Origin of the sequence: Bradyrhizobium sp. BRP23 (assembly GCF_020194135.1) — a bacterium.
In the GTDB taxonomy this organism is placed as follows: domain Bacteria; phylum Pseudomonadota; class Alphaproteobacteria; order Rhizobiales; family Xanthobacteraceae; genus Bradyrhizobium; species Bradyrhizobium yuanmingense.
On the sequence record NZ_JADYVW010000004.1, the window covers coordinates 140,853 to 164,787 of the forward strand.

The 23,935-nt window shown below is 65.2% G+C and carries 23 protein-coding genes and 1 pseudogene; 3 read left to right on the plus strand and 21 right to left on the minus strand.

Annotated elements, in window-relative coordinates:
- The 10 genes from I6F24_RS12160 to I6F24_RS12205 all read right to left on the minus strand — a co-directional run bounded on the left by I6F24_RS12160 (nucleotide 1) and on the right by I6F24_RS12205 (nucleotide 9,927).
- Complete coding sequence (locus tag I6F24_RS12160) at nucleotides 1-1,614, minus strand: ABC-F family ATP-binding cassette domain-containing protein (protein ID WP_225149251.1); 1,614 nt, start codon at nucleotides 1,612-1,614, stop codon at nucleotides 1-3.
- Between the two features lie 172 nt (nucleotides 1,615-1,786).
- Nucleotides 1,787-2,134 carry a RidA family protein gene (locus tag I6F24_RS12165; protein WP_028138431.1) on the minus strand — a complete coding sequence of 116 codons (348 nt, stop codon included), beginning with the start codon at nucleotides 2,132-2,134 and terminating at the stop codon, nucleotides 1,787-1,789.
- Nucleotides 2,135-2,147: 13 nt separating this feature from the next.
- On the minus strand, nucleotides 2,148-3,269 hold the full coding sequence (locus I6F24_RS12170; RefSeq protein WP_036021805.1) for an FAD-dependent oxidoreductase: 1,122 nt from the start codon (nucleotides 3,267-3,269) through the stop codon (nucleotides 2,148-2,150).
- Nucleotides 3,266-4,684 carry a (2Fe-2S)-binding protein gene (locus I6F24_RS12175; RefSeq protein ID WP_225149252.1) on the minus strand — a complete coding sequence of 473 codons (1,419 nt, stop codon included), beginning with the start codon at nucleotides 4,682-4,684 and terminating at the stop codon, nucleotides 3,266-3,268. The genes I6F24_RS12170 and I6F24_RS12175 overlap by 4 nt, the downstream gene beginning before the upstream one ends.
- Entirely contained in the window at nucleotides 4,681-4,977 is a 297-nt protein-coding gene (locus I6F24_RS12180) for a (2Fe-2S)-binding protein (protein WP_025034065.1), read from the minus strand. The genes I6F24_RS12175 and I6F24_RS12180 overlap by 4 nt, the downstream gene beginning before the upstream one ends.
- A gap of 31 nt (nucleotides 4,978-5,008) precedes the next feature.
- Nucleotides 5,009-6,145 (minus strand): FAD-dependent oxidoreductase, encoded by a 1,137-nt coding sequence (locus tag I6F24_RS12185; RefSeq protein ID WP_225149253.1) that lies wholly within the window; start codon nucleotides 6,143-6,145, stop codon nucleotides 5,009-5,011.
- 8 nt (nucleotides 6,146-6,153) lie between these two features.
- Complete coding sequence (locus I6F24_RS12190; RefSeq protein WP_225149254.1) at nucleotides 6,154-6,960, minus strand: ABC transporter permease; 807 nt, start codon at nucleotides 6,958-6,960, stop codon at nucleotides 6,154-6,156.
- A complete protein-coding gene (locus tag I6F24_RS12195; protein ID WP_225149255.1) occupies nucleotides 6,957-7,832 on the minus strand; it encodes an ABC transporter permease in 876 nt (291 codons plus the stop codon). The genes I6F24_RS12190 and I6F24_RS12195 overlap by 4 nt, the downstream gene beginning before the upstream one ends.
- Nucleotides 7,829-8,869 carry an ABC transporter ATP-binding protein gene (locus I6F24_RS12200; RefSeq protein ID WP_036041403.1) on the minus strand — a complete coding sequence of 347 codons (1,041 nt, stop codon included), beginning with the start codon at nucleotides 8,867-8,869 and terminating at the stop codon, nucleotides 7,829-7,831. Before I6F24_RS12200 ends, I6F24_RS12195 begins: the two co-directional genes overlap by 4 nt.
- 23 nt (nucleotides 8,870-8,892) lie before the next feature.
- Complete coding sequence (locus I6F24_RS12205) at nucleotides 8,893-9,927, minus strand: ABC transporter substrate-binding protein (RefSeq protein ID WP_035998434.1); 1,035 nt, start codon at nucleotides 9,925-9,927, stop codon at nucleotides 8,893-8,895.
- A 277-nt stretch (nucleotides 9,928-10,204) separates the two neighbouring features.
- Between I6F24_RS12205 and I6F24_RS12210 the strand changes: the two genes are divergently transcribed.
- Nucleotides 10,205-11,125, plus strand: coding sequence for a LysR substrate-binding domain-containing protein (locus I6F24_RS12210; protein WP_225126351.1), 921 nt, complete (start codon nucleotides 10,205-10,207; stop codon nucleotides 11,123-11,125).
- Here I6F24_RS12210 and I6F24_RS12215 read toward each other — a convergent pair.
- The 8 genes and pseudogenes from I6F24_RS12215 to I6F24_RS12250 form a co-directional block, all read right to left on the minus strand.
- Complete coding sequence (locus I6F24_RS12215) at nucleotides 11,115-12,488, minus strand: amidohydrolase family protein (RefSeq protein WP_225149256.1); 1,374 nt, start codon at nucleotides 12,486-12,488, stop codon at nucleotides 11,115-11,117. The genes I6F24_RS12210 and I6F24_RS12215 overlap by 11 nt on opposite strands.
- Nucleotides 12,485-14,067: pseudogene (locus I6F24_RS12220) on the minus strand (ABC transporter substrate-binding protein). The gene I6F24_RS12215 and the pseudogene I6F24_RS12220 overlap by 4 nt, the downstream one beginning before the upstream one ends.
- Nucleotides 14,067-14,951 (minus strand): polysaccharide deacetylase, encoded by an 885-nt coding sequence (locus I6F24_RS12225; RefSeq protein ID WP_225149257.1) that lies wholly within the window; start codon nucleotides 14,949-14,951, stop codon nucleotides 14,067-14,069. Before I6F24_RS12225 ends, I6F24_RS12220 begins: the two are co-directional and overlap by 1 nt.
- Entirely contained in the window at nucleotides 14,938-15,753 is an 816-nt protein-coding gene (locus tag I6F24_RS12230) for an ABC transporter substrate-binding protein (RefSeq protein ID WP_225149258.1), read from the minus strand. The genes I6F24_RS12225 and I6F24_RS12230 overlap by 14 nt, the downstream gene beginning before the upstream one ends.
- A gap of 16 nt (nucleotides 15,754-15,769) precedes the next feature.
- Nucleotides 15,770-16,534 (minus strand): amino acid ABC transporter ATP-binding protein, encoded by a 765-nt coding sequence (locus I6F24_RS12235; protein ID WP_225149259.1) that lies wholly within the window; start codon nucleotides 16,532-16,534, stop codon nucleotides 15,770-15,772.
- Complete coding sequence (locus I6F24_RS12240; protein WP_036021759.1) at nucleotides 16,531-17,388, minus strand: amino acid ABC transporter permease; 858 nt, start codon at nucleotides 17,386-17,388, stop codon at nucleotides 16,531-16,533. Before I6F24_RS12240 ends, I6F24_RS12235 begins: the two co-directional genes overlap by 4 nt.
- A complete protein-coding gene (locus tag I6F24_RS12245; RefSeq protein WP_036021757.1) occupies nucleotides 17,385-18,212 on the minus strand; it encodes an ABC transporter substrate-binding protein in 828 nt (275 codons plus the stop codon). The genes I6F24_RS12240 and I6F24_RS12245 overlap by 4 nt, the downstream gene beginning before the upstream one ends.
- Nucleotides 18,213-18,249: 37 nt before the next feature.
- A complete protein-coding gene (locus I6F24_RS12250; RefSeq protein WP_074447730.1) occupies nucleotides 18,250-19,206 on the minus strand; it encodes an N-carbamoyl-D-amino-acid hydrolase in 957 nt (318 codons plus the stop codon).
- A gap of 151 nt (nucleotides 19,207-19,357) precedes the next feature.
- On the opposite strand from I6F24_RS12250, the gene I6F24_RS12255 reads away from it, so the two are divergent.
- A complete protein-coding gene (locus I6F24_RS12255; RefSeq protein ID WP_036021753.1) occupies nucleotides 19,358-20,284 on the plus strand; it encodes a LysR family transcriptional regulator in 927 nt (308 codons plus the stop codon).
- 28 nt (nucleotides 20,285-20,312) lie between these two features.
- The gene (locus tag I6F24_RS12260; protein ID WP_036021750.1) at nucleotides 20,313-21,020 is read left to right on the plus strand and encodes a type 1 glutamine amidotransferase; all 708 of its coding nucleotides are present in this window, start codon (nucleotides 20,313-20,315) and stop codon (nucleotides 21,018-21,020) included.
- A 194-nt stretch (nucleotides 21,021-21,214) separates the two neighbouring features.
- On the opposite strand, the gene I6F24_RS12265 is transcribed toward I6F24_RS12260, so the two are convergent.
- From I6F24_RS12265 to I6F24_RS12275, 3 genes are all read right to left on the minus strand, one after another.
- Complete coding sequence (locus I6F24_RS12265) at nucleotides 21,215-21,682, minus strand: nuclear transport factor 2 family protein (RefSeq protein WP_036021747.1); 468 nt, start codon at nucleotides 21,680-21,682, stop codon at nucleotides 21,215-21,217.
- A 79-nt stretch (nucleotides 21,683-21,761) separates the two neighbouring features.
- The gene (locus I6F24_RS12270) at nucleotides 21,762-22,124 is read right to left on the minus strand and encodes a YbgC/FadM family acyl-CoA thioesterase (RefSeq protein ID WP_225156418.1); all 363 of its coding nucleotides are present in this window, start codon (nucleotides 22,122-22,124) and stop codon (nucleotides 21,762-21,764) included.
- Entirely contained in the window at nucleotides 22,061-23,851 is a 1,791-nt protein-coding gene (locus I6F24_RS12275; protein ID WP_225156260.1) for a recombinase family protein, read from the minus strand. The genes I6F24_RS12270 and I6F24_RS12275 overlap by 64 nt, the downstream gene beginning before the upstream one ends.
- Nucleotides 23,852-23,935 lie beyond the last annotated feature (84 nt).

Consider the following 23,935-nt stretch of genomic DNA (forward strand, 5'->3'; position numbering starts at 1 on the left):
TCAGACGATCCCGCCATCGATGCGCGGCAAATTGGCGGCAAGTTCGATCCACCGCGTGATCCCGATCGCCTGCAGGAACGCCTCGTCATGGCTGACGACCAGCAGTGCGCCGTCATAGGCCCGCAAGCCGGCCTCGACGGCTTCGATGGACTCGAAGTCGAGATGATTGGTCGGCTCGTCCAGGATCAGCAGCGACGGCGGCGGCTGCCCGCCCAGCACGCAAGCGAGGCCCGCGCGGAACATTTGCCCGCCGCTCAGGCTCCCGGCGATTTGCAAGGCGGCATCGGCGCGAAACATGAACCGGGCCAGCGCGGCATGGCACTCGTTCGCACCGGCCTTCGGATTGAGACGCCGAAAATTGTCCAGAATGGAGCGCGCCGGGTCGAGCAGGCTGACCTTCTGGTCGAACAACGCGAAATCCGGCCTGATCCGCACGATGCCCGCAAGCGGACGCAGCTCGCCCACGATGAGCTTCAGCAGCGTCGTCTTGCCGGAGCCATTGGGCCCGACCAGCGCGACGCGCTCCGGCCCGACCACCGCAAATGAGAGGTCGCGCACGACAGGCTGCTCCGGCCAAAAGCCAGCGCTGACACCGTCAAGCCAAAGCACTTCCCTCCCCGCCGGCAGGTCGGTTGCGGGCAATTTGACCGAGAGCGGCTGAAGAACCTCGATGCGCCGGCGCGCCGTGTCGATGGCTTGAAGCGCCTCCGCGCGCTGCCGCTCCGCGATTTGCGCATTCTTGCCGCCGGTGTCCTCGCTGCGATCCTTGCGGGCGCCGGCCAGGATGCGCGGCATGTCGCCCTTGGCGCGCTTCTTTCTGCCGCCGCTGTCCTTGCGCGCTTTCTTCTCCGCGGCCTCCTGCGCCCTCCCGTCGATCTCGGACAGGCGGTTCTCGGCATGCGCGAGATCGTGCCTCACAGCCGCGAGCTCGATGGCCTTCTGCGTTCGAAAGCTGCTCCAATTGCCACCATATCGCGTCGCGCCGAGCGACGTCAGTTCGACGATCGCATCCATGGTGTCGAGCAGTGTCCGGTCGTGGCTGACGATAATCGCGCCGCCGCGCCAGGCAGACAGCAGATCGGTGACGGCCTTGCGTCCGTCCTGGTCGAGATTGTTGGTGGGCTCGTCCAGCAGCAGGAAGTCAGGCGCAGCGAACACCAGCGCGGCGAGACGAACCCGCGTGATCTGGCCACCGGACAGGCACGACAGCGCCGTATCGGGAGACGGATCGAACCCGAGGCGCGCCAACGCGGCCTCAAGCCGCGTCTCGAGCGTCCAGTCGACCGCAGCGACCTCGTCGGCGGAGGCGTCGCCCCGCTCGGCACGGCGCAGCAACTCGAGCGCCGGCCGCACGCCGAACAGATCCGCCACGGTCCCGCCGGCAAGAACCTGCACGTCCTGGCGTAACAAGCCGATAGTGCCGTTGATCAGAACGCGTCCCGACTGAGGAATATGTTCGCCGAGCATCGACGCAAGCAGCGTCGTCTTGCCAACGCCGTTACGGCCGACGAGACCAGTTCGCTCGGCGCCGAATGTCAGATCGAGGTTTGAGAAGAGAGAGCGCCCGTCAGGCGTGGACAGCGACAGGTTCGACAGGATGATTGAAGCAGGCATGGAATTCCCCGTGAGCAAGGCGGATGGGCGTTGCGGTCGGGGTGAAATCCATGGCTGCGAAGATCCTCATTGAGGAACTCTCTAACTAGTCCCATCAAAGGGCGAGATCAAGGCGCGGCACGAGGAGACAACAGGCGTGATGGGCGCTGTCGTCCTTCCTCGCCGTGCACCATCAGCCCTTGAGCGCGGTCACCACCACCTCAATTAGCGCACCGCCGCCGAGATCGGCGACGCCGACGGTGGCGCGGGTCGGCAGGTTGTCGCCGAAGAATTCGGTCCAGGCCGCGTCCATCTCTTTCTTCTTGGAGAGATCGGTGACGAAGATCGAGGCGCTGACCACGCGGCTCTTGTCGGTTCCCGCCTCTTTCAGATAGCCGGCGATCTTGCCGAGGATGTTGCGGGTCTGCTCGCCCATCGAGACCGAGGTGTCGTCGGCGATCGTGCCGCCGAGGAAGACGAAGCCATTGGCTTCGACGGCGCGGTGCATGATGGGCGTGCGGATGCTGCGGGTGATGCTCATGATATCCTCTTGTTTAGAGCGTGGAAGGGTGGAAGCGGTCGATGCCGAGTTCGCCGATACGGGTCTGGGTGCCGCCGTTGACGATCAGTTCCGCCATCACGGCGCCGGCGCCAGGGCCGAGCTGGAAACCGTGCAGCGAGAAGCCGAACTGGTGATAGAGGCCCTTGTGACGCGAGCTCGGCCCGAACACGGGAATGTCGTCCTTCATCTTGGCTTCAATGCCGGCCCAGGCACGGACGATGTTGGCGCTGCGCATCACCGGAAACAGCTCGAACACGGTCTGCGCACTGGTCGCAAGGCTCTTCCAGTCCAGCACCGTCTCGTTGCGATCCTGATAGGGCGTCGCCAGATGGCCGCCGCCGATCAGCACGGTGCCGTTCTTGAACTGCTTGAAGGACAGCTTTCGACCACGCAGGATCACGACGGGGTCGATGAAGTGCGGCACGCGCGAGGTGATCATCAGCATCGGCGCCACGGTTTCGACCGGGACGGGCTCGCCGAGATGAGCCGCGATCCTGCCGGCCCAGGCGCCGGCAGCATTCACCAGCACCGGCGCGGCAAAGCTCTCCGACCCGGCATCGACGTGCCAGAGGCCGTCACGGTGCCGGATGCTGCCGGCAGCTACGCCTTCGCGCACAGTTGCGCCCAATTGCTCGGCCTTGCGGCGGAACGCCGTCGTCGTCTGCGCCGGATTGGCCGCACCGTCACGCCGAGAAACCACACCGCCGGGACAGGTCTCGGCCACCGCCGGCACCAGCCGGCGCAGTTCGGCGGCGTCGATCAGCTCCTCGTGGGTGAAGCCCAGCGCATTGAGCTCGGCGACGCGCGCGCGGCAGAGGGCGAGTTCTTCCTCGTTCTCGGCGACCAGCACCTGGCCGTAGCTCTCGAAGCTGCAATCGTCGTCGACGAGATCCGTGATCTTCTCCCAGATGTCCATCGAGCGGATCGACAGCGGAATCTCGGGAATGTGCCGCGCGAGCTGCCGGACGCCGCCGGCATTGACGCCCGAGGCGTGACGGCCGGCATAGTCCTTCTCGATCAGCACCGGCTTCAGGCCGGCGAGACACAGATGCAGCGTGGTCGAGCACCCGTGGATGCCGCCGCCAATGACGATCGCATCCACATTTGTGCTCATCCGCGCACCACAGCCTTGACGTCGGCCTCGCTCTTGGGAACGGCGGCGAGTTCGGCCAGCGTGATCGGCTTCACCGGCGCGCGCAGCCGGTAGTAACCGATCTCCTGCGGGGTCTTGCCGCGCGCCCCCGCCATCAGCTCGGTGACGGTGAGGCCGCAGAGCCGGCCCTGGCACGGGCCCATGCCGGTGCGGCGATAGGCCTTGAGCTGATTCGGCCCGGTCGCGCCGATCGCGACGGAATCGAGAACGTCCTTTGCCGTGACCTCTTCGCAACGACAGACGATGGTATCGCCTGAAGGAATCCGGAACTGCGGCGCGGGGCGGAACAGCGTGTCGAGGAACAGGCGACCACGCTCAGCCTTGGCGAGGTCGGAACGGAGCGTCGCCATTGCGGGAAGTTTTGCGGCAGAAGCGGGCGCCAGTGCTTCGACGGCGGCGCGCGCGGCAATGCGACCGCGCACCACGGCTGCACTCGCGCCGCCGATGCCGGCCCCGTCACCGGCGATCGCGATGCCGGCGACCGACGAATTGCCGCTCGCGTCGAGCACTGGCGACCAGCACAATTGCAGATCATCCCAGCGATGCTCGATGCCGGCTGACATCGCCAGATTGACGTTGGGCACGACGCCCTGATGCAGCAGCAACAGGTCCGCAGCGATGGTCTCGCGCTTGCCGCCGGCGACGTAGCTCACGCTGGCAAGCTGGCCATCACCGGAAGCCGCAAGCTCGGTGACGCCGGAGACGACCTGCACCTTCGCCCTCACCTCGCGCATCATCGACAGGCCCTTGGCGAAATAGGGCGAGGTGAGGAAGGCGAAAGCGTGCGGGAGCGCAGCGAAATAATTGCCGCGCTGGGTGGTGTCGAGGATGCGATCGATGCGGCCGCCAAGCCGCAGTATCTGCGCGGCGAGCAGCCAGAGCAGCGGCCCCTGCCCTGCGATCACGGTGCGTCCGTCGGGCACCAGCGCCGAGGACTTCAGCATGGTCTGCGCCGCGCCCGCGGTCATCACGCCCGGCAGCGTCCAGCCGGGAATTGGGAACGGCCGCTCCAGCGCACCGGTCGCGAGAATCACGCGTTTCGCCTTGACGAAGGCCGAGGCGCCGCCGATCGAGACGGCGATATCGAGATTGCGGTCGAGGCTCCAGACGGTGGCGCGGTGAATGACCTCCGCATTGCTCGCGCGCAGCGACTGCACGAGATCGGCCCCGACCCAATAATCGGCGCCGAGCTGATTGCGCTCGGTAACCGGCGTCGAGGCGATGGCGCGAAACACCTGGCCACCGGGGCCGATGTTCTCGTCGAGCAGCAGCGTCGAGAGGCCGGCCTTGGCGGATGTTGCGGCAGCCGCAAGGCCCGCGGGCCCGGCGCCGATCACCACGAAGTCATAGTTTTCGCGCTTGGGAGCCACGCTCATTTTCCGATCTCCCGCTTGCCCTTCTGGATTTCGATCTGCATGCCCTCGGCGACGGGCACGAGGCACCCTTGCCGGTTGCCGACGCCGTCGATGGTGACGAGGCAGTCGAAGCAGACGCCCATCATGCAATAAGGCAGACGCGGCGCGCCGCTCACCGCGGTGGAACGCCGTGCGTCAACGCCGGAGGCCAGCAGTGCGGCGGAGACGGTGTCGCCCTGGCGCGCTGCGACCGCGACGCCGTCGACGAAGATCTGCACCTGTGGCCGCTTGTCCTGTTCGGATCGCTTGAACATGGGGATGCCTCTTGGCTCCTTCTCAGAATCTCTAGTAGCCGCTGCTGTTCGCAGCACCTGCGCCGCCAAAACGGCTGGCCGAGAACGCGCCGACCAGCTCCGGCTCGAGCGCGCCCTGCGCCACCATGCGCGCGATCTCGAAGGCGTGGTTGGAGGCGAGCGTCACGCCGGAATGGCAGCAGGCGACGAAGGCACCGGGATGCGTCTCCGACTGATCGTAGATCGGAAAGCCGTCCTGCGGCATGACGCGGATTCCGGACCAGCTCCTGACCACGTTGAGCCGCGCCAGATGCGGAAACATGCGCTGCGCGCGATCGGCCATGACGCCGCTGATCGACGGCTTCAGCGTGCGATCATCGAGCTCGTCCTCCTTGCTGTCGCCGATCATCACCGTGCCCTCGTCGGTCTGGCGGATCGTGGTCAGCGGATGCGGCAGGAACGGCATGGTGCGCTCGGTCACGACGACCTGGCCGCGCGTCGGGCCCATCGGCGCAAAGAGGCCGACCATCGGCGCCAACGCCTGGTTGGCATTGCCGGCGGCGAGCACGATCTTGGCGGCGCGCAGCTCGCCCTGCGGCGTGATCAGCCGAAATTCGCCCCCGCTCTTGCTGATCGCCGAGACCGGACGCTCCGGAAAATAGTCGATGCCGAACGCAATGAAGCCGGTGTGGAAGGCGCGGAAGGTGCGCAGCGAATTGACGTGGCCGTCGAGCGGACAATAGCTGCCGCCGGAGACCTCGGGGCCGATCAGCGGCAGCGCCTCCTTCACCTCGGACGGCCGCAGCATCTCCATCTTGTAGTCGGCCGCGCCGACCTGGTTGTGCATGCGCTTGACGAGCTCGGTGCGCTGGCCGAATTCGTCCTCGCCGAGCGTGAGATGAAAACCGCCGTTCTGCTGCAGGGCGACGTCGAGGCCGGTCTGCTGCTTCAGCTCGGAGGCCAGCCGGCCCCACGCCTGCGAGGCCTGCACGGTCCACCGCGTATAGGCCGGCATGCCGAGCCCTTTGCTCTGCACCCACACCAATGCGAAGTTCGCGCGCGAGGCGCGCTTGGTGATGTCGCCTTCGTCGAGCACGGCGACCTTCTTGCCGAGCCGGCCGAGGCCCCAGGCAATGGCGGAGCCGAGCAGTCCGCCGCCGACGACGGCGACGTCGTAATCTCCTGACATGAGTTCTCCTATCGTCCCGTATCGCCCTTGCCAGCGAGCACACGGTCGAGCCCGTAGAAGCGGTCGAGCAAAATGAGGGCGGCCATGGTGATTGCGATCACGCAGGCCGAGACCGACGTCACGAGCGGATCGATGTTGTCCTGGATGTAAAGGAACATGCGGACCGGCAACGTCTCGGTCCCGGGCGCAGCAAGGAAGACGGTCATGGTGAGATCGTCGAAGGACTGGATGAAGGCGAGCGCCCAACCGCTAATCACGCCGGGCAGGATCAGCGGCAAGGTCACGCGGCGGAACAGCGTCCAGCCGCCGGCGCCGAGCGAGACCGCCGCCATCTCGACCGTGCGGTCCATGCCGGTCGCCGCCGCCAGCGTCAGCCGCAGCGCGAACGGGAACACGATGATGACATGCGCGACGATCAGCGCCGCGAAGCTGCCGCCGAGACCGGCCGAAGTGAAGAAGCGCAGGAAGGCGATGCCGAGCACCACATGTGGGATCATCAGCGGCGACAGGAACAGCGCCGCCAGCACATCACGACCACGGAAGCGATAGCGCGCGATCGCCAGCGCCGCCGGCACCGCGAACAGCAGCGCCACGAGGGAGGACAACGCGCCAAGGCCCAGGCTGACCCAGAAGGCGTGAATGAATTCGGGGTAATTCAGGATCGTCTTGAACCAGCGCAGCGAAAACCCGTTGGTCGGCAGCGACAGAAAACCTTCGGGCGTGAAGGCGACGAGGCAGACCACCAGGATCGGCGCCACCATGACGATGACGAAGATGGTGTGAAAGATCAGCGCGAGCGGACCGTTCCGGCTCATCGGAACACCTCCGCATAGCGGCGTTCGATCAGTGCGTTGCTGCCGACGACGATCAGCACCAATGCGGCCAGCAGCAGCGTTGCGACCGCAGCGCCCAGCGGCCAGTTCAGCGTGTTGAGGAATTCGTCATAGGCGAGCGTTGCCGCGACCTTGAGCCGGCGGCCGCCGATGATCGCAGGCGTTGCGAAGGCGCTGGCCGAGAGCGAGAACACGATGATGGCGCCCGACAGCACGCCCGGCATGATCTGGGGCATGATGATGCGGCGGATGATGGTCGCAGGGCCCGCGCCGAGCGACATCGCGGCATTCTCGATCTGCGGATCGAGCCGCTGCAGCGCCGCCCACACCGAGAGCACCATGAACGGCATCATCACATGCGCGAGCGCGATCACCACGCCTGTTTCGGTGAACATGAAGGGAATGGGGGAGCCGATCAGCCCGAGCGAGATCAGGAGCTTGTTGACCAGCCCGTTGTTGCCGCCAAACAGCAGGGCCCAGCCCAGCGTGCGCGCCACCACGGAGATGAGAAGCGGCCCGAGAATGACCAGCAGGAAAAAACTCTTCCAGCGGCCGCTCATGCGGTTGAGGATATAGGCTTCGGGTGCCCCGAGTAGCGCGGTGAGCAGTGTGGTCAGGATGGCGATGCGGAAGGTCCGCCAGAACATCTCGGCGTAATAGGGATCGGTCGCGATCTCGTGCCAGTTCTTGAGGATGAAGACCGGCTCGATGCCCTTGTACTGGCCCCAATCGTGGAACGACAGCATCACCGTCATCGCCAACGGAATCAGCAGCACGCCGACGAACAGCATCAAGGCGGGCGCGGTCAGCACCCATGGCGCGCGCAGGCTGCGCTCCTCGGCCGCCATGCTCATGCGCCGGCCCTCGCGCGCACGCTCATGTCCTCGGGCCGCCAGGTGAGGCAAACCGCGTCGCCTTCGGCCGGCTGCGCTTTGCCGTCGTTCTGGCGGATCACGATCGCCGGGCCGCATTCACTGTCGCACTGGAACAGCCAGTGATTGCCCTGGAAGATGCGCGTGATGATTTTTGCGCCCAGCCCCGTATCGCCAAAGCCGATTCTTTCGGGCCGAATGCTGACGGTGACGGGGCCGCCCAGCCCGGCCGGCGCCGGTGCGCGCCAGGAGCCGGCCACCAACTGCGTCGGCGCGACGGTCCGGTCGATCGTTCCGGCAAAATCGTTGGTCTTGCCGAGGAATTGCGAGACGAAGGCCGAGGCCGGCCTTTCATAGGTCTCTTGTGGCGTGCCGATCTGCTCGATCTTGCCCTGGCTCATGACCACGATGCGATCCGACAGCGACATCGCCTCGTTCTGGTCATGCGTGACCAGGATCGTGGTGGTGCCGACGGTGCGCTGGATCTGGCGCAGCTCGATCTGCATCTCCTCGCGCAGCTTGGCGTCGAGGTTCGACAGCGGCTCGTCGAGCAGCAGCACGCTGGGCTTGATCACCAGCGCACGCGCCAGTGCCACGCGCTGCTGCTGGCCGCCGGACATGCGGCGCGGATGGCGATCCTCGTATCCGGCGAGGCCCACCATCGCGAGTGCGGCGCGGACGCGTTCGGACCTTTCAGCGCGCGGCACGCCACGCATCTCGAGGCCGAAGGCGACGTTCTCCGCCGCGGTCATGTGCGGAAACAGCGCGTAGCTCTGGAACACGATGCCGAGGCCGCGCTTTGCCGGATGGATCGCGGTCAGGTCCTTGCCCTCGAGGCGGATCGCGCCGCGCGTCGGATCGAGGAAGCCCGCGATCATCTGCAGCGTCGTGGTCTTGCCGCAGCCGGACGGGCCGAGGAAGGAGATGAACTCCCCCTTCCCCACCGACAGGCTGAAGTCATCGACCACAGTCTGCGTGCCGAACTGCTTTGCGACCCGATCGAGCTCGAGATAGGCCATGGCGCTGTCTCCGCGGCGACCGATCAGCGTTCGACCTCGCGATTCCAGCGCTTGGTCCACTCCTCGCGCTTCTCGTTGATCACGGTCCAGTCCGGATTATAGAGCTTGGCCGCGCGCTCGCCGATCGGCGCCATCTTGCCGAGCTCGGGCGGGATCACCAGCGATTTCAGCACCGGGCCGTAGCCGTAATCCTTCAGCATCACGAGCTGGGTTTTCGGATCGAGCAGCATCTTGACGAAGCTCGCAGCCAGCGGCGAAGCATTGGGCTTATTGATCGGGCACGCCGTGGTCAGCAGCGTCGCTGCGCCTTCCTTCGGGTAGACGAAGTCGACGGGGAAGCCGGTATTGGCGAAGCTCTGCACGCGGCCGGTGCCCCATACCGCGATCACGGCCTGGCCGGACTGGAACAGCTCGGTCATCTTGCCCGGCGACGGCTCATAGGCCAGCACGTTCGGATTGATCTGCTCCTTGAAGATCTTGAAGCCGGACTCGACGTTGGTCTCGCCGCCGCCGTTCATCTTCGACAGCATCACCAGCGCTTCGAGACCGTAGGTGTTGTTGATCGGTGGAATCACGAGCTGTTTTGCGTATTTCGTGTCCTTCAGGTCGTTCCACGAGGTCGGCGGCGCCCAGCCTTTCTCCTTGAACACCTTCGTGTTGTACATCAGCCCGGTGGCGACGATGCCGATCGCGACCGCGCGATCGTCCTTGAAGCGCGCAGTGTCGTAGAGATCGGCGGGCAGGCCGTCGAGCTTGCCGCAGAAGCCGAGCTGGATGGCCTGGTACATCGGGCCATCATCGACGATGGCGACGTCGATCTGCTGGTTGCCTTTCTGCGCCTGGAGCTTGGCCAGCGTGTCGGTGGAATTGCCGGCGACGTATTCAACCTTGACGCCGTTCTCCTTCTCGAAGGCCGGGATCACCTCGTCGCGGATGGTCTTCTCGAACGAGCCGCCATAGCCGGCGACGTAGAGCGTTTTCTGCTGGGCCGAGGCGACCGAGGGGACGGCAATGAGCGCTGCGATGCTGACCGCGGTCAGAAGGCGAAAAGTCTTCATGTGGACCGATCTCCAATACCGGAATGAGGTGACGTGCCGACGAGTCTCGCTGGCTGAAGCGCGTTGCCGCATTCCCTTCCGCGCCAATCCGCTTCCGATCAGGGCTCCGGCCCCCATTCGGCGGGTTTTGGCGCGATCTGGAGGTTTGAACCCCTCCAATCTGCCGAAAAAGCGGGCTGTCTCCAGTCCTGATGAAAAAGATCGCAGACCTATACTTCCATCGTCCAATGAATAATGGCACCCTCTGCATGCCGAAATGTTATGATTGGATGGTGGAATGGCGCGGATCAATTCGCGGCAGGTGGAGGCCTTCCGCGCGATGATGCTGACCGGCAGTGTGACCGAGGCGGCGGCGCTAATGAAGGTGACGCAGCCGGCCGTCAGCCGGTTGCTGCGCGACCTCCAGGCGCTGCTGAAGATGGAGCTGTTCGAACGGCGCGGCACCGGCCTGGTGCCGACCGCCGCGGCGATGGCGCTCTACACCGAGGTCGAGCGCTCCTTCGTCGGCCTCGAACGCATCACTGCGGCAGCAGAAGAAATCCGGGGACGCCGCACCGGCTCGCTACGCATCGCGGCACTGCCGGCGCTGTCGAACGGCTATCTGCCGCGGCTCACCGGTCACTTTCTGAAGGAGCGGCCAAACCTCAACCTCGCCTTCTTCGGTGTCATCTCGCCGATCGTGGTTGACTGGGTGCTGAACAATCAATGTGACGTCGGCTTTGCCGAGGTGCCGATCGCGCATTCCGGTCTGCCGAGCCAGAGACTGCCGGCGCCGGCGCGCGTCGCAGTGCTGCCGACCGGTCATCGCCTCGCGGAGAAGGAAGTCCTGGAGCCGCGCGATTTCGAGGGCGAGACCTTCATCTCGCTGTCGGCGGGATCGTCGAGTCGGCATCTCGTCGATCAGGTCTTCCACCGCCACGATGTCCGCCGCGTGCTGCGCGTTGAGACCACGCTGTCGGAAATCATGTGCGGCATGGTGTCGTCAGGCCTCGGCGTCGCGATCTGCGATCCCTTCACGGCGCAGGAATTTGCAACGCGCGGCGTCGTCGTGCGCCGCTTCCTGCCGCGCATCGATTTCGAATTCTCCGCGGTCTTTCCGGCGCAGCGCAGCCCGTCCCCGGTGGCGCTGGACCTGGTCGAGACCATGCGCAAGGCGCTGGTGGAGTTCGAGGACGACGAAGCCGGGGTCAGCCGTTGAACGCGGCCTGCGCCTCCGGCAGATCCCAGATCTTGCCGATCGCGGCGGTGCCGGCCGCCGTAATCGCGGCTTCATCCGCGCCGAGATAGCGTCCCTCATCGACCAGGACCCGGCCATCGACCATGACCTGATCGATATTGGCGCGGTTGGCGAGTGCGATCAGCGCGCGGCGCGGGTCGAACAGCGGCTGCAGATGCGGATGGGTGAGATCGACGACGGTGAGATCTGCGGTCGCGCCCGGCTCGATGCGGCCGAGATCGGGCCGCTTGATGACGTCGGCGGCGACCGTCGTGTTCGCCTCGATCAGCTCGGGTGAGTTCGCGACGTCAGGGCGCGCCGAAATGATCTTGGAGATCAGCGACGCCGCATTGAGCTCGCCGAGCAGGTCCATGTTGTAGCCGTCGGTGCCGACCACGGTGCGCACGCCGTGCTCGGCGAAGCGGCTGAACGCCGCGGTGATGCCGGCACGCGCGAACACGCGCGGGCAGTTCAAGACGGTCATGCCGCGCGCGGCCATCAGCTTGAGATCGTCGTCGCTGCTGAACATGCAATGCGCCGCCATCAGATCGGGCGCGAGCAGGCCGAGCCAGTCCAGGTATTGTGCCGGCGTGCGGCCGCCATAGCGCTTGCCGATGGTCTCGACCTCGGCGCGGCTCTGCGCCATGTGCGTGGTGATGGGAACGCCGAGCTCGCGCGCCCGCGCGGCGCAGGCCTTCAGCAGATCGGGGCCGCAGGTGTCGGTGGCATGCGGGCTCATGGCAAGGCTGATGCGGCCGTCGCCGTGACTATTCCAGCGCTGATAGAGCGCGTCCCACGCCGCCATGTCCGCAGCGCCGTCATCGCCGGAATATTGGACCACACCGTCAGACCCGGCCTTGGCGTCGGACGTCGAGAACAGATAGGGGGCACCATAGAAGCGGATGCCCATCTCTTCCGCCGCGTCGAACATCTCGGGGATCGAGTTGCGGAACGGCTCCATCACCGTGGTGGCGCCGCCCTTGAGCAGCTGGAGGATGCCGAGCCGCGCCACCGCAAGGCGCTCTTCCGCCGACAGGATATCGGCGCCGCGCTTGGTCAGCGGCAGCAGCACCGTGTAGACGATGCTCTGGTTGTTCTTGCGGCCGTTGCCGTCCTCGGTGTGGCTGCGCGCCACCGCTTCCGAGAAGCAATGATTGTGCAGGTTGAGCAGGCCCGGCAGGACGAAGCGGCCCGGACGATCATAGACCCGATCGGCGCGCGGCTTGTCGCGTGTGATCGCTGCAATCTTCTTGCCTTCGACCAGAACCCAGTGGTCGCGCAAGACATCCTGCGCGCCGTCTTTGCGTGACAGCACATAGCTGCCGAAGATTGCTGTGGTGCTCATGCGGGGCGCACGTTCCAGAACACGGCGGTGCCGTCGAGAATGCCGGTGATGGCCTTGCGATAGGCCGTCGGCTGCTTGTAGAGGCCGATCGGAATATAGGGGATTTCCTCGAACGCCACCCTCTGGACTTCGCGGCAGATGCGCTGCTGTTCGGCGAGTTCGGAGGCCGCCAGCCACTGGCTGCGCAACTCGCCCATCTTCGTGCTCGCGTACCAGCCGGCGACCTTGCCTTCGCCGCGAATGTTGGTGTTGCCGGCCGGGTTGAGCCAGTCGATGCCCTGCCAGTTGCCGACCGCGGCGCTCCAGCCGCCCTGCGGAAGCGGATCCTTCTTCAGCTGGCGCTGCAGCACCACGGCGAAATCGAGGCCGGCATATTCGACGTTCATGCCGGCCTTGCGCAACGAGTCCACCGCGATCTCGCCAAGCGGCTTTTGCGCCAGCGAGTTGGTCGGAACGAGCAGCACGATCTTCTCGGCGTTGTAGCCCGCGGCTTTCAGGTCGGCCTTCACCTTGGCGTAGTCGCGCGGGCCGCGGAACACGTCGAGGCCGACCTCATTTGCCATCGGGGTGCCGGGTGCGAAATAGCCGACCGCTGAGACCTGGAACGCCGGATCGGTGCCGGCGACGGCGGTCATGAATGCGGACTGGTCGATCGCACCCAGGAGCGCGCGGCGGATGGCGGGATTGTCGAACGGCGGCTGCAGGTGGTTGAGGCGCAGCATGCAGGCGTAGCCTCGGGGATCGAGGATGCGCGTCTCGATATCGCCGGCCGCCTTGATCACCGGAAGCAGATCGTGCGGCGTAGTCTCCTGCCAATCCTGCTCGCCGGTCTGGAGCGCGGCGACGCCGGTGCCGGCATCGGGCGTCGTGGTCCAGACCACGCGATCGTAGTGCACGATCTTCGGCCCCGCAGTCCAATCCGGCTTGCCGTCGGTGCGCGGCTGATAGCGCTCGAACTTGGCATAGGCATTGCGCGCGCCCTGCACGCGCTCGTCGGCGAGATAGCGGAACGGACCGCTGCCGATCACCTCGGTGAGCGGCTTGAACGGATCCTGGCTCGCCAGCCGCTCCGGCATCATGAAGCAGGCATTGATCGCTGCCTTGCCGAGCGCCTGCGGCAGCAGCGGAAAAGGACGCTTCAGACGGAAGCGGATGGTGCGGTCGTCGGCAGCCGAGAGCTCGGCGGTCGCCTCCATCAGCTCGCCGCCAAAGCCGTCGCGCGCGGCCCAGCGACGGATGCTGGCGACGCAATCGCGCGCCAGCACCCGCTCGCCGTCGTGCCAGAACAGGCCGTCGCGAAGCGTGAGGTCCCACTGTAGCTGGTCGGCGGAGATGGCGTGGCCCGACAGCATCTGCGGCGAGACCTGGAGCGAGGAGCTCATGCCGTAGAGCGTGTCGTAGACATGAAGCCGTGGTTTCGCGACACCTGCGCGGTCGAATAGATGGGATCGACGAAGGCGAGATCGATGACGGGGATGAAGCGCAGCGTGGATTGCGATTCAGCGCGGACGATGCCCGGCAGGGACAGCGCCGGCAGCGCCGCGCCAGCCTTGAGGAGCGAGCGGCGGGAGATCGACATTATCGGTGACCCGCTTCGTGGCGCAGGAAGTTCTCCGCGATCTTCTCGCCGGTGGTGATCCAGAGATCCGGGCACGACTTCGCGTAGGTCAGGAACTCGCGCAGCAGGCGCAGCCGCATCGGGCGGCCGCTGCATTGGGGGTGCAGCACCGTCGTCACCATCGCGCCCCAGTCGCGGACCTCATCCAGCTCGTCCTTCCACATCGAGAGGACGTGCTCCCTAGGAAAGATCGAGCGCGGACTGAAGCGCGCGGACAGGCCGTGCATCCAGTCGTCATAGCTCGCGGTCACCGGCAGCTCGATCGTGCCGGGCTTGCCGTCGGCGAGGCGATGGCGATAGGGCCTGACGTCGTCGCGGAACGAAGACGTGTAGACGATGCCGTGCCGCACCAGCGCGACGCGCAGCTCCTCCGTGAACTCGCCATAGGGCGCGCGATAGCCGGTCGGCTTGACGCCGAGCCGGCGCTTCAAAGCCTCGAAGCCGCGCTCCAGCTCCTCCTCGATCCATGGATCGCCGGGATCGGGCAAGAGATGGTGATAGCCGTGATGTCCGATCTCGTGACCGGCCTTCAAGATGGATTCCGCCATCGCCGGATGCGCGTCGACCGACCACCCCGTGACGAAGAACGTCGCCTTGAGATCGAGCTGGTCGAGCAGCTCCAGGAGCTTCGGCGTGCCGACGCGCGCCTCGTAGCCGCCATAGCTCATGGTGATCAGCCGCTGCGCATGCACCGCGTCCTTGCTGGTCCAGGCACTCTCGGCGTCCACGTCGAACGACAGGAACATCGCGGATGTGTACGGCTTCGGCCACGGATATTCCGGCGCGGGATCCGCGGTGTTGGCCGGAACGAGCGGAATGCTCTGGAGTGCCTTACTGTCCAGCATTGATGGTCGCCTTCTCGATTGCGTTGTCGCTCAATTTCCACTTCGCCAGCAGCGTCTTGTAGGTGCCGTCCGCGATCAGCGCGTCGACCGCCTCCAGCATTGCCTGCTGCAATGCCTTCTCCTTCACCGGCAGAGCAATGCCGGTGAATTGCTGTGCGATGGGCGCGCCCACGGTCGCATAGGTGTTGGGCTCGAGGTCCATGATGTAGGGCAGCGTCTCGTTGCCCTGGGCGGCGGCATCGATGCGGCCTTGCCTCAGCTGGGTGCGCGCATCGGCCGAGCCGTCGGTGCCGACGAACTGGATCGGAGAGCTGTCGCAATTCTTCTCGCTCCACGCCGCAATCTGGGCCGGGTACATGGTGCGTCGGCTGGCGCCGACCTTCTTGCCGCACAGCGACGTCGCATCCTTGAATTCCGCCTTGCGTGACGCCTGCACGAAGAACTGCGGGCCGCTGCGCAAATAATCGACGAAGGTCGCGACCTCGTGCCGGCTCGCATAGTCGGTGAAACCGGACAGGATCGCATCCACCCGCCCGGTCGAGATCGAGGGCATGAACTCGGCAAAGCTGGTCTCGGTCCATTCGATCTTGAGGCCGAGCTTGCGGCCGATGGCTTCGCCGAGATCGACGTCGAAACCGGAGAGCGCGTTGGTGGCGGGATCGCGGAACTCCATCGGCGGATAGTTCGGCACCACCGCGACCTTGATGCTGCCGCGCTTTACGATCTCAGGCGGCAGTTCGGCCGCCATTGCCGACACGCTCATGGCGCCCAGGAACGCCGCCGCAAGCAAGAATCTCTTCATCACCATACCCCCAATGTCAGATCACTGCCGAAAGAAATGCCTTGGTGCGCTCCTCGCGCGGCGCGCCCAACACGTCGGAGGCGCGGCCTTGCTCGACGATCGCGCCCTGATCCATGTAGACGACGCGGTCGGCGACCTCGCGGGCGAAGCCGAGCTCGTGCGTCACCACCATCATGGTCATGCCGCTTCGCGCCAGCTCCTTCATGACCGCGAGCACCTCGCCGACCAGCTCGGGATCGAGTGCGCTGGTGGGCTCGTCGAACAACATCAGCATCGGCTTCATGGCGAGCGCCCGCGCGATCGCGACGCGCTGCTGCTGGCCGCCGGAGAGCTGCGCCGGATACCAGTCGGCCTTGGCCGACAATCCGACGCGCCGAAGCAGCTCGGTCGCCTCGGCGCGCACCTCATCCGGCTTGCGCCCCTGCACCTGGGTCGGGCCTTCCGTGATGTTCTCCAGCGCGGTCTTGTGCGGAAACAGGTTGAAGCGCTGGAATACCATGCCGGTCTTGAGCCGCTGCCGCCCGATTTCGCGCTCGCTCAGGCGATGGAGTTTCCCGCCTTGCTCGCGCACTCCGAGCAGTTCGCCGTCGAGCCAGATGCCGCCGGCATCGATCGTGGCGAGCTGATTGATGCAGCGGAGCAGCGTGGTCTTGCCGGAGCCGGAGGCGCCGATCAGGCACATCACCTCGCCGGGCCAGACGTCGAGCGAGACGTTCTTGAGAGCCCGAAACTCTCCAAAGTTCTTGGCTACGGAGCGGATCGCGACGAGCGGCTTTGTCATCGCGCCAGCCGCAATGTGCCGCGTGCAAAGCGGCGTTCGAGCAACATCTGGAGCGGTGTCAGGATCGAGACCGCGAGCAGGTACCAGAGCCCGGCGACGATCAGCAGCTCGATGACGCGGGAGTTGGCGTAGTAAATGTTCTCGGCATTGTGCAGCAGCTCCGGATACTGGATCACGCTGGCGAGCGAGGTCGCCTTCACCATGCCGATGAACTCGTTGCCGAGCGGCGGGATCACCACGCGCATCGCCTGCGGCAGCACGATGCGGCGCAGCGCGCGCAGCCGTCCCATACCGATCGCCTGCGCCGCCTCATATTGCCCGATATCGACCGACAGCATGCCGGCGCGCATCACTTCGGAGGTGTAGGCGCCCTGGTTGATGCCGAGCCCGAGCAGCGCGGCAAGGAACGGCGTCATGACGTCGACGGCGCGCGCGGACCACAGGCCGGGGATGCCGATGGTCGGAAACACCAGCGCGAGATTGAACCACAACAGCAGCTGCAGGATCAGTGGCGTGCCGCGGAACAGCCAGGTGTAGCCGGCGGCGACCGACTTCAGCACCGGATTGGGCGACAGCCGCATGATCGCGACGACGATGCCAAGGAAGATGCCGAGCATCATCGCCAGCACCGCCATCACCATGGTGTTGACGATGCCTTCGAGGATGACCTTTGCGGTCAGGAAGCGGCTGACATAGGACCATTCGATCTGGCCGTTCGCAAAGGCGCGCGCGATCGCCGCCAGCACGAGGACGATCAGGGCCGCGCTGATCCAGCGAAACCAGTGCGGCTCGCGCGCGATCCGCATGCCCGACAGATCGGGAAATCCTTGCGCGAGTGCCGGCGCCTGCTTCATTGCGGCGCCGCGTTCAGCATGGGCTGGGCGACTGCATTGGTCCCCAAGCCCCATTTGTCGAGAATGGCCTTGTACGAGCCGTCAGCGATCATCGCCGCGAGTTTCTCGGTCACGACTTCGCGCAAGGCGGCATCGTCCTTGCGGAACATGATGCCCTGATAGCCCCTGGCAAAGGGCTCGCCGACGATGCGATACTTGCCGGGCTCCTGTTGCTGCGCATAAGGCAACGTCTCGCTACCCTGCACGGCGGCGTCGATGCGGCCCTGCTTGAGCTGGTTGCGGACATCGATGGAATTCTCGCCCGGAACGTACTGGATCGCGAGCTTGCCGGCCGGCTCGCAATTCTGCTTGCTCCACTTCTCGATCTCGACCGGGAAGCTGGTGCTGCGGGTGGTGCCGACCTTCTTGCCGCAGAGATCGGTGGCGTCCTTGACCGCGCTCTCCGCCATCACGAAGAACTGCGGGCCGGTTGCGAGGTAATCGACGAAGTCGGCGGTCTCGCGCCGCGAGGCACGATCGGAGATGCCGGAAATGATGAAGTCGGCCCGCTTGGTCGTGAGCGAAGGGATCAGCTCGGCGAACGGCGTCTCGCTCCAGACGATCTTCAGCCCTCCGAGCCGCTTGGCGAGCTCCTTCGCCAGATCGATGTCGAGCCCGACCAGCTCGTTGGTTGCGGGGTCGCGATATTCCATCGGCGCGTAGGTGGAATTGACCGTGAGCTTCAGCGTACCAGCCTGCTTGATCTCCGCCGGCAGCTCGGCGGCTCGCGCCGACGTCACCGCAGCCAGCGCTGCGCAGGCAAGCAAATACGAGAGGCGTGTCATGTCAGCTCCTTTTGCCAATGCTGCGACCGGCCGTTGATCAATCCGCGTCGAGAACGGCCGGCTCGATGATTCCGGCACGCTCGGTGATCACCCTGTATTGGTCGGGCCGCCGGTGGGCGGCGAAGTTGAACATCTTGTCCTTGCCCTGGCGGCAGAGGTCGAGATCGATGTCGGCGACGATCACCTCGTCGGCCAGCGTCTGCGCCTGCGCGACGATGCGGCCGTTGGGATCAACGATGCAGGAGCCGCCGATCAGGCCGGAGCCGTCCTCCTCGCCCGCCTTCGCCACCGAAATCGCCCAGGTCGCGTTCATGTAGGCGTTGGCCTGGGTCACCAGCGTCGAGTGGAAGGTGCGCAAGGCTCCGTCTTCGGTCGTGCCGCCGTTGGGATCGTAGGCCGCCGAATTGTAGCCGATGCAGACGAGCTCGACTCCTTGCAGACCGAGCACGCGCCAGGATTCCGGCCAGCGACGATCATTGCAGATCATCATGCCCATGATGGCATGGGCCCAGGACGAGCCAGCGCGGAAGGCGGGAAAGCCGAGGTCGCCATATTCGAAGTAGCGCTTCTCGAGTTGCTGGTAGCGCGCGCCCGGACGCGGCTCGACCGAGCCCGGCAGATGCACCTTGCGATAGCGGCCGAGAACCTCGCCGTCGCGATCGACCAGGATGGAGCAATTGTAGCGCCGCCCCTCCGGCGTCAGCTCGGCATAGCCGACATAGAAGCCGACGCGCAGCGCACGTGCGCGATCGAATAGCTTTGCCACCGCGGGGTTCGGCATGCTGCGCTCGAAATACCGGTCGAGGGCCTCGCCTTCGAGCAGCCAGCGCGGGAAGAAGGTGGTGAAGGCGAGCTCCGGAAACACCACAAGACTCGCACCCCGACCGGCCGCCTCCTCCAGCATGTCGAGCATCCGCGACAACGTGTGTTCGCGCGTATCGGCTTTTTGCGTCGGCCCCATCTGAGCGGCTGCGGCGCGAAGGACACGAACCAAGATTGCCTCCAATCTGTGCGCAGTGCTGCCTCAATGGGCGAACGAACCCTTTGATGCGACGTGCAAATCCGCTGCCATTACGGGCGAGCGGTGCTGCAAAATCAATTCGCGTTGCTATGATGTTTTGGCCCTGACTATAATCGGCAGTGATATGAACCTGCGTCAGCTCGAGATCCTTCGCGCCGTGATCCGCCACCGCACCACGGTGGCGGCGGCGGACGAGCTGGCGCTGTCGCAGCCGGCGGTCAGCAACGCGCTGAAGACGATGGAGGCGCAGGCGGGCTTTGCGCTGTTCGAGCGCGTCAACAACCGGCTGTTTCCGACCGCCGAAGCGATGGCGCTCTACAAGGAGAGCGAGGCGATCTTCGCGCTGCACGCCAAGCTCGAGAACCGCATGCGCGATTTGCGCGAGAACCGGTCCGGGCATCTCGCCATCGTGGCGACGCCGCCGCTCGCGTACAGCATCATTCCGTCCGCGCTGTCGGGCTTCCTGCGCCGCCGCCCGGAGACGCGGGTGTTCTTCGATGTACGGCGCTATGAGGGCATCATCGAGGGTGTGCTGAGCCGCGTCGCCGAACTCGGCTTCGCGCTCGGCCTCACGCATCATCCAGGGATCGCGCATGAGGTGGTGCACACCGGCGAGATGGTCTGCGTGCTGCCGCCACAGCATCCACTCGCCGACCGGCCGATGATCTCCGCTTCCGATCTCTCCGGCCTACCCTTCATCGGGCTCGAACGCGGCACGCGGCTCGGCGAAGCCGTGCGCGACAGCTTTGCCCGCGCCGGCGCGCCGTTCCGGCCGACGGTCGAGGTGCGCTACTGCAACACGGCCTGCGTGCTGGCCGCCGCCGGCGTCGGCGCGGCGGTGGTCGATCCTTTCTCGCCGCGGCAGAACGGCGGCAGCGGCCTCGTCGTCCGTCCGTTCACGCCGACGACGCAGGCGGTCGCCTATATGCTATGGTCTGAAGCCGAGCCGCTGTCGCGTCTGGCCAAGGCCTTTCTCAACGAGATCCGCAAGGAGAGCGCTTTGCTCGAGCGCACAGCGCCGCACCAGCAACATGGGGCAGAAAGCGGCTGAGCTTCGCAACCTTTTGACCGGGAGGCCCATGGCACGCATCACCATCATCGAGACCGGAGAGGTGCCGCAAAAATACCGCGAGCGCCACGGTTCGTTTCCGGACATGTTCGCGCGCATGATCCGCGCCGAGGAGCCGGCCGCGACGATCGAGGTCGTCAGCATTCCCAACGGCGATGCGCTGCCCGATCCGAGCAAGCTCGAGGCCATCCTCATTACCGGCGCGGCGGCCGGGGTCTATGACGGGCTCGACTGGATCGCGCCGCTGGAAGATTTCGTGCGGACGGCTTACGCCAACAAGACACCGATGGTCGGTGTCTGCTTCGGCCACCAGCTGATCGCGCAGGCGCTCGGCGGCACCGTGCGCAAATCAGAACAGGGCTGGGGCATCGGCCGGCATGTCTATCAGGTGCTGCCGGAGAACGGCCTCATCGACGGTGAAGCGGTCGCGGTCGCCGCCTCGCATCAGGACCAGGTGATCGAGCCGCCAAGCGAGGCGCTGACGATCCTCTCCTCCGAGTTCACCCCGCATGCCGGCCTGCTCTATGCCAATGGCGCAACGCTGACAGTGCAGCCGCATCCGGAATTCGATGTCGGGTTCGCGCAAGTGTGCTGCGATCTGCGCGATGGCAAGGCACCTGAGGATGTCGTTGCCACGGCGAGGGCGTCGCTGGCGGAGCCGATGGATAATGCGAAGCTCGGCGGGGCGATTACGCGGTTTCTGGCTAAGCGCACCTGACTACGAAGCTCGAGACGCACTCGTCTTCCCTTCTCCCCTTGCGGGAGATGGTGGCGCGAAGCGCCGGATGAGGGGTTCTATCCATTCGCCGGACTGCTCGTGAGGAGAGAGACCCCTCACCCGTCTCGCCGCTATGCGGCGAGCCACCCTCTCCCGCAAGGGGAGAGGGTGAAGCAGCGTTGCTGGCGAAAATATCAGAACGGCTCGCTTCCCAGCCCCGGCACATCGGCCGGCCGCGGGCCCGGCGCCGCCCAGTGAAACCGGCGATCCTTCTCCGCAATGGCGATGTCGTTGATCGAGGCCTCGCGCCGCTTCATCAGGCCGTGCTCGTCGAACTCCCATTGCTCGTTGCCGTAGGAGCGGTACCACTGGCCGCTTGCATCGTGCCATTCGTACTGGAAGCGCACCGCGATGCGGCTGCCGTCGAAGGCCCAGAGGTCCTTGATCAGGCGGTAATCCTGCTCCTTCTCCCATTTGCGGGTGAGGAAGGCGACGATGGCTTCGCGGCCCTGAAAAACTTCCGAACGGTTGCGCCAGCGGCTGTCCTCGGTATAGGCGAGCGAGACCCGCACCGGATCGCGTGAGTTCCAGGCGTCCTCGGCCATGCGGGCCTTTTGCGCGGCGGTCTCGCGGGTGAAGGGTGGAAGCGGCGGGCGCGACATGGTGGCCTCATCGGTTGATCGGGACCGCGAATGTATCGTCGCAATTGGCAGAGTCGATAGGCGATCCGCTATCGAGCGATCACGTAACCAGATCGGCCTTCATCAGCTGGCGGATCGACTTCGGAATCGGCTGGGCCCGGCCGCCGCTGATGAAGGCGACGCGGACCTCGGCTTTCACCAGCACGTCGTCACCGCGCCGCACCTCCTGCGCCAGCATGATTGACGCCCCTTTCACCGCGACCGGCCAGGTCACGACGTCGAGCACGTCGTCCATTCGCGCGGGCTTCAGGAAGTCCAGATGCATCGAGCGCACCACGAAGGCGAAGCCCGCGCCGTCCGTCTCGGTCTGCTCGAACAGCACCTGCTGCTCGGCACCCATCAGCCTGAGATGATTGGTGCGTCCGCGCTCCATGTAGCGCAGGTAATTGGCATGATAGACGATGCCGGAAAACCCTCGCTTGGCGCTATCGGAGTAGCCAAAAAGGCCTGTTCCGCGAGGACTTCCTTACTTGAGCGCCTTTCCGGGAAAAGGTTCAGCCCCATCAAAGCGGCCACCTTGGCGTAGGGGGTGAACTCATAGGGCATACGCTTGCCGGTCGGGTGCACCACGATGCTGTCGATCAGGGCCGCCAGGGCATACCGGCTTTCTGGCGCTTCCGGATGTTTGGTGATGGCGCGGTGTACCTGCATAACGCTCCGGCGATAGACCTCCCTGAACTTGGGGCTCTCTGCCGCCACGAACGGGACCACGTTATTCTGACCACCAGAGGGGCCGCCCAACTGGTGCAGTCGCTCATCCAACGAAGCTCGCTCGGCTTCTTTGGCGTCGATCTTTTTGTAAAACGCCTCGGGCGGATTGGCGAGTTTCATGGTCGCCTCAACCAGCCGGGCGATCTCGACGTTGAGGGCGTTGAGGCGGCGCTCGACCGCCTTCCGTTCGCTGTCATTACGCTCGCCCGATTTCTTCTCGTTCCGGTACGCCTCGAGGGCGGCATCGATGGCCTCATCCGTCGTCAGATGCGCCACCATGCCGTCGCGGATGCCTTCCATCAGCTTGTTGAGGTCATACGACTTGCTGTGCGTGCATGTGCCATGCTGATGCGCAGCAGCGCAGGCGATCCGCGATGTGCCATCCCGCGAGGTTTGGGCGACCCGCATGTGACCATTGCAAGCGCCGCACCGCGTGAGACCAGATAGAAGATGATTGCCACGCGCCAGGACGGGGCGACGGGCGACCTTGCCGGTCGGGCCGAACTTCTTCACCGCGCGCTTGGTGCGAACCTTCTGAGCGGCATCCCATAGCTCTTGAGAGACGATCCGCATCGCCGGGTTCAATTGCTTGGTGTGCTCATTCTTGGGGTTCGGCCGTTTCACCTTCTTCAAGGTGTCGGGGTTCTCTGCCGTCGTGTGAGTGTTCCAATCGATCTCGCCGATGTACTTTCGGTTGCCGAGAATTCCCTTCGCGTACATCCCACCGACGAAGGCTTGGCTATTCCAGATCGTTGATCCCGCATACCGACGATCCCGGTGACTGGCCGGGGTCGGGATGCCCTCGCGCGTCAGGTCCGCAGCAATGTCACGCGGCGAGCGCTCCAGAATTCCATACTCGTGAAAAATCCGGACAACGATCTTAGCTTGCTCGGGATCGATCTCATGCTGGCCCGGCTTACCCGGCACAACGCGATAGCCGTAAGCAGGTGCGCCGGGAACGCCCCCATTTTCGAGCAGCAGGGCCTGGCCTCGACGCACGTTGATCGCCCGGCTTTCCTTATCGATCGAATTGACGAGGCTTTGGACAGCAACGTCGAGAGCCTTAATCCAACCCTTCTGCGTCAGGATCGCGATTTTGTTGTAGTCGCAGACTTTTCGGAAGCGCTGAATGTCGGCGGGATCGCGCGAGAGGCGGTTCAGGTCCTCAACAATGATCACGTCGAAGGGACGACGCTTACTTCTGACCCCAGCCATCAGCGCGGCGAACCCATCGCGGCCAGCTTCCGATTGTCCCGACTTCGCGCTGTCCTTGTGCACCTCAACAATTTTCAGCCCGTGGGCGTCGGCCAACTTCTGACAGAGCAGCCGTTGCCCTTCGATCGAAGTTTCCTTCTGCATGATGCTCGAATATCGAGCGTACACTGCCGCTTTCCGTTTAACCCCTGCCGTCGTCGTCATTCTCTACATCTCCAATGTGCGGCCCGCAGAGACCATCACGTTCATCTCTCGCGATCTGCCGCCCGATTGCGCGGGCGATCTCAA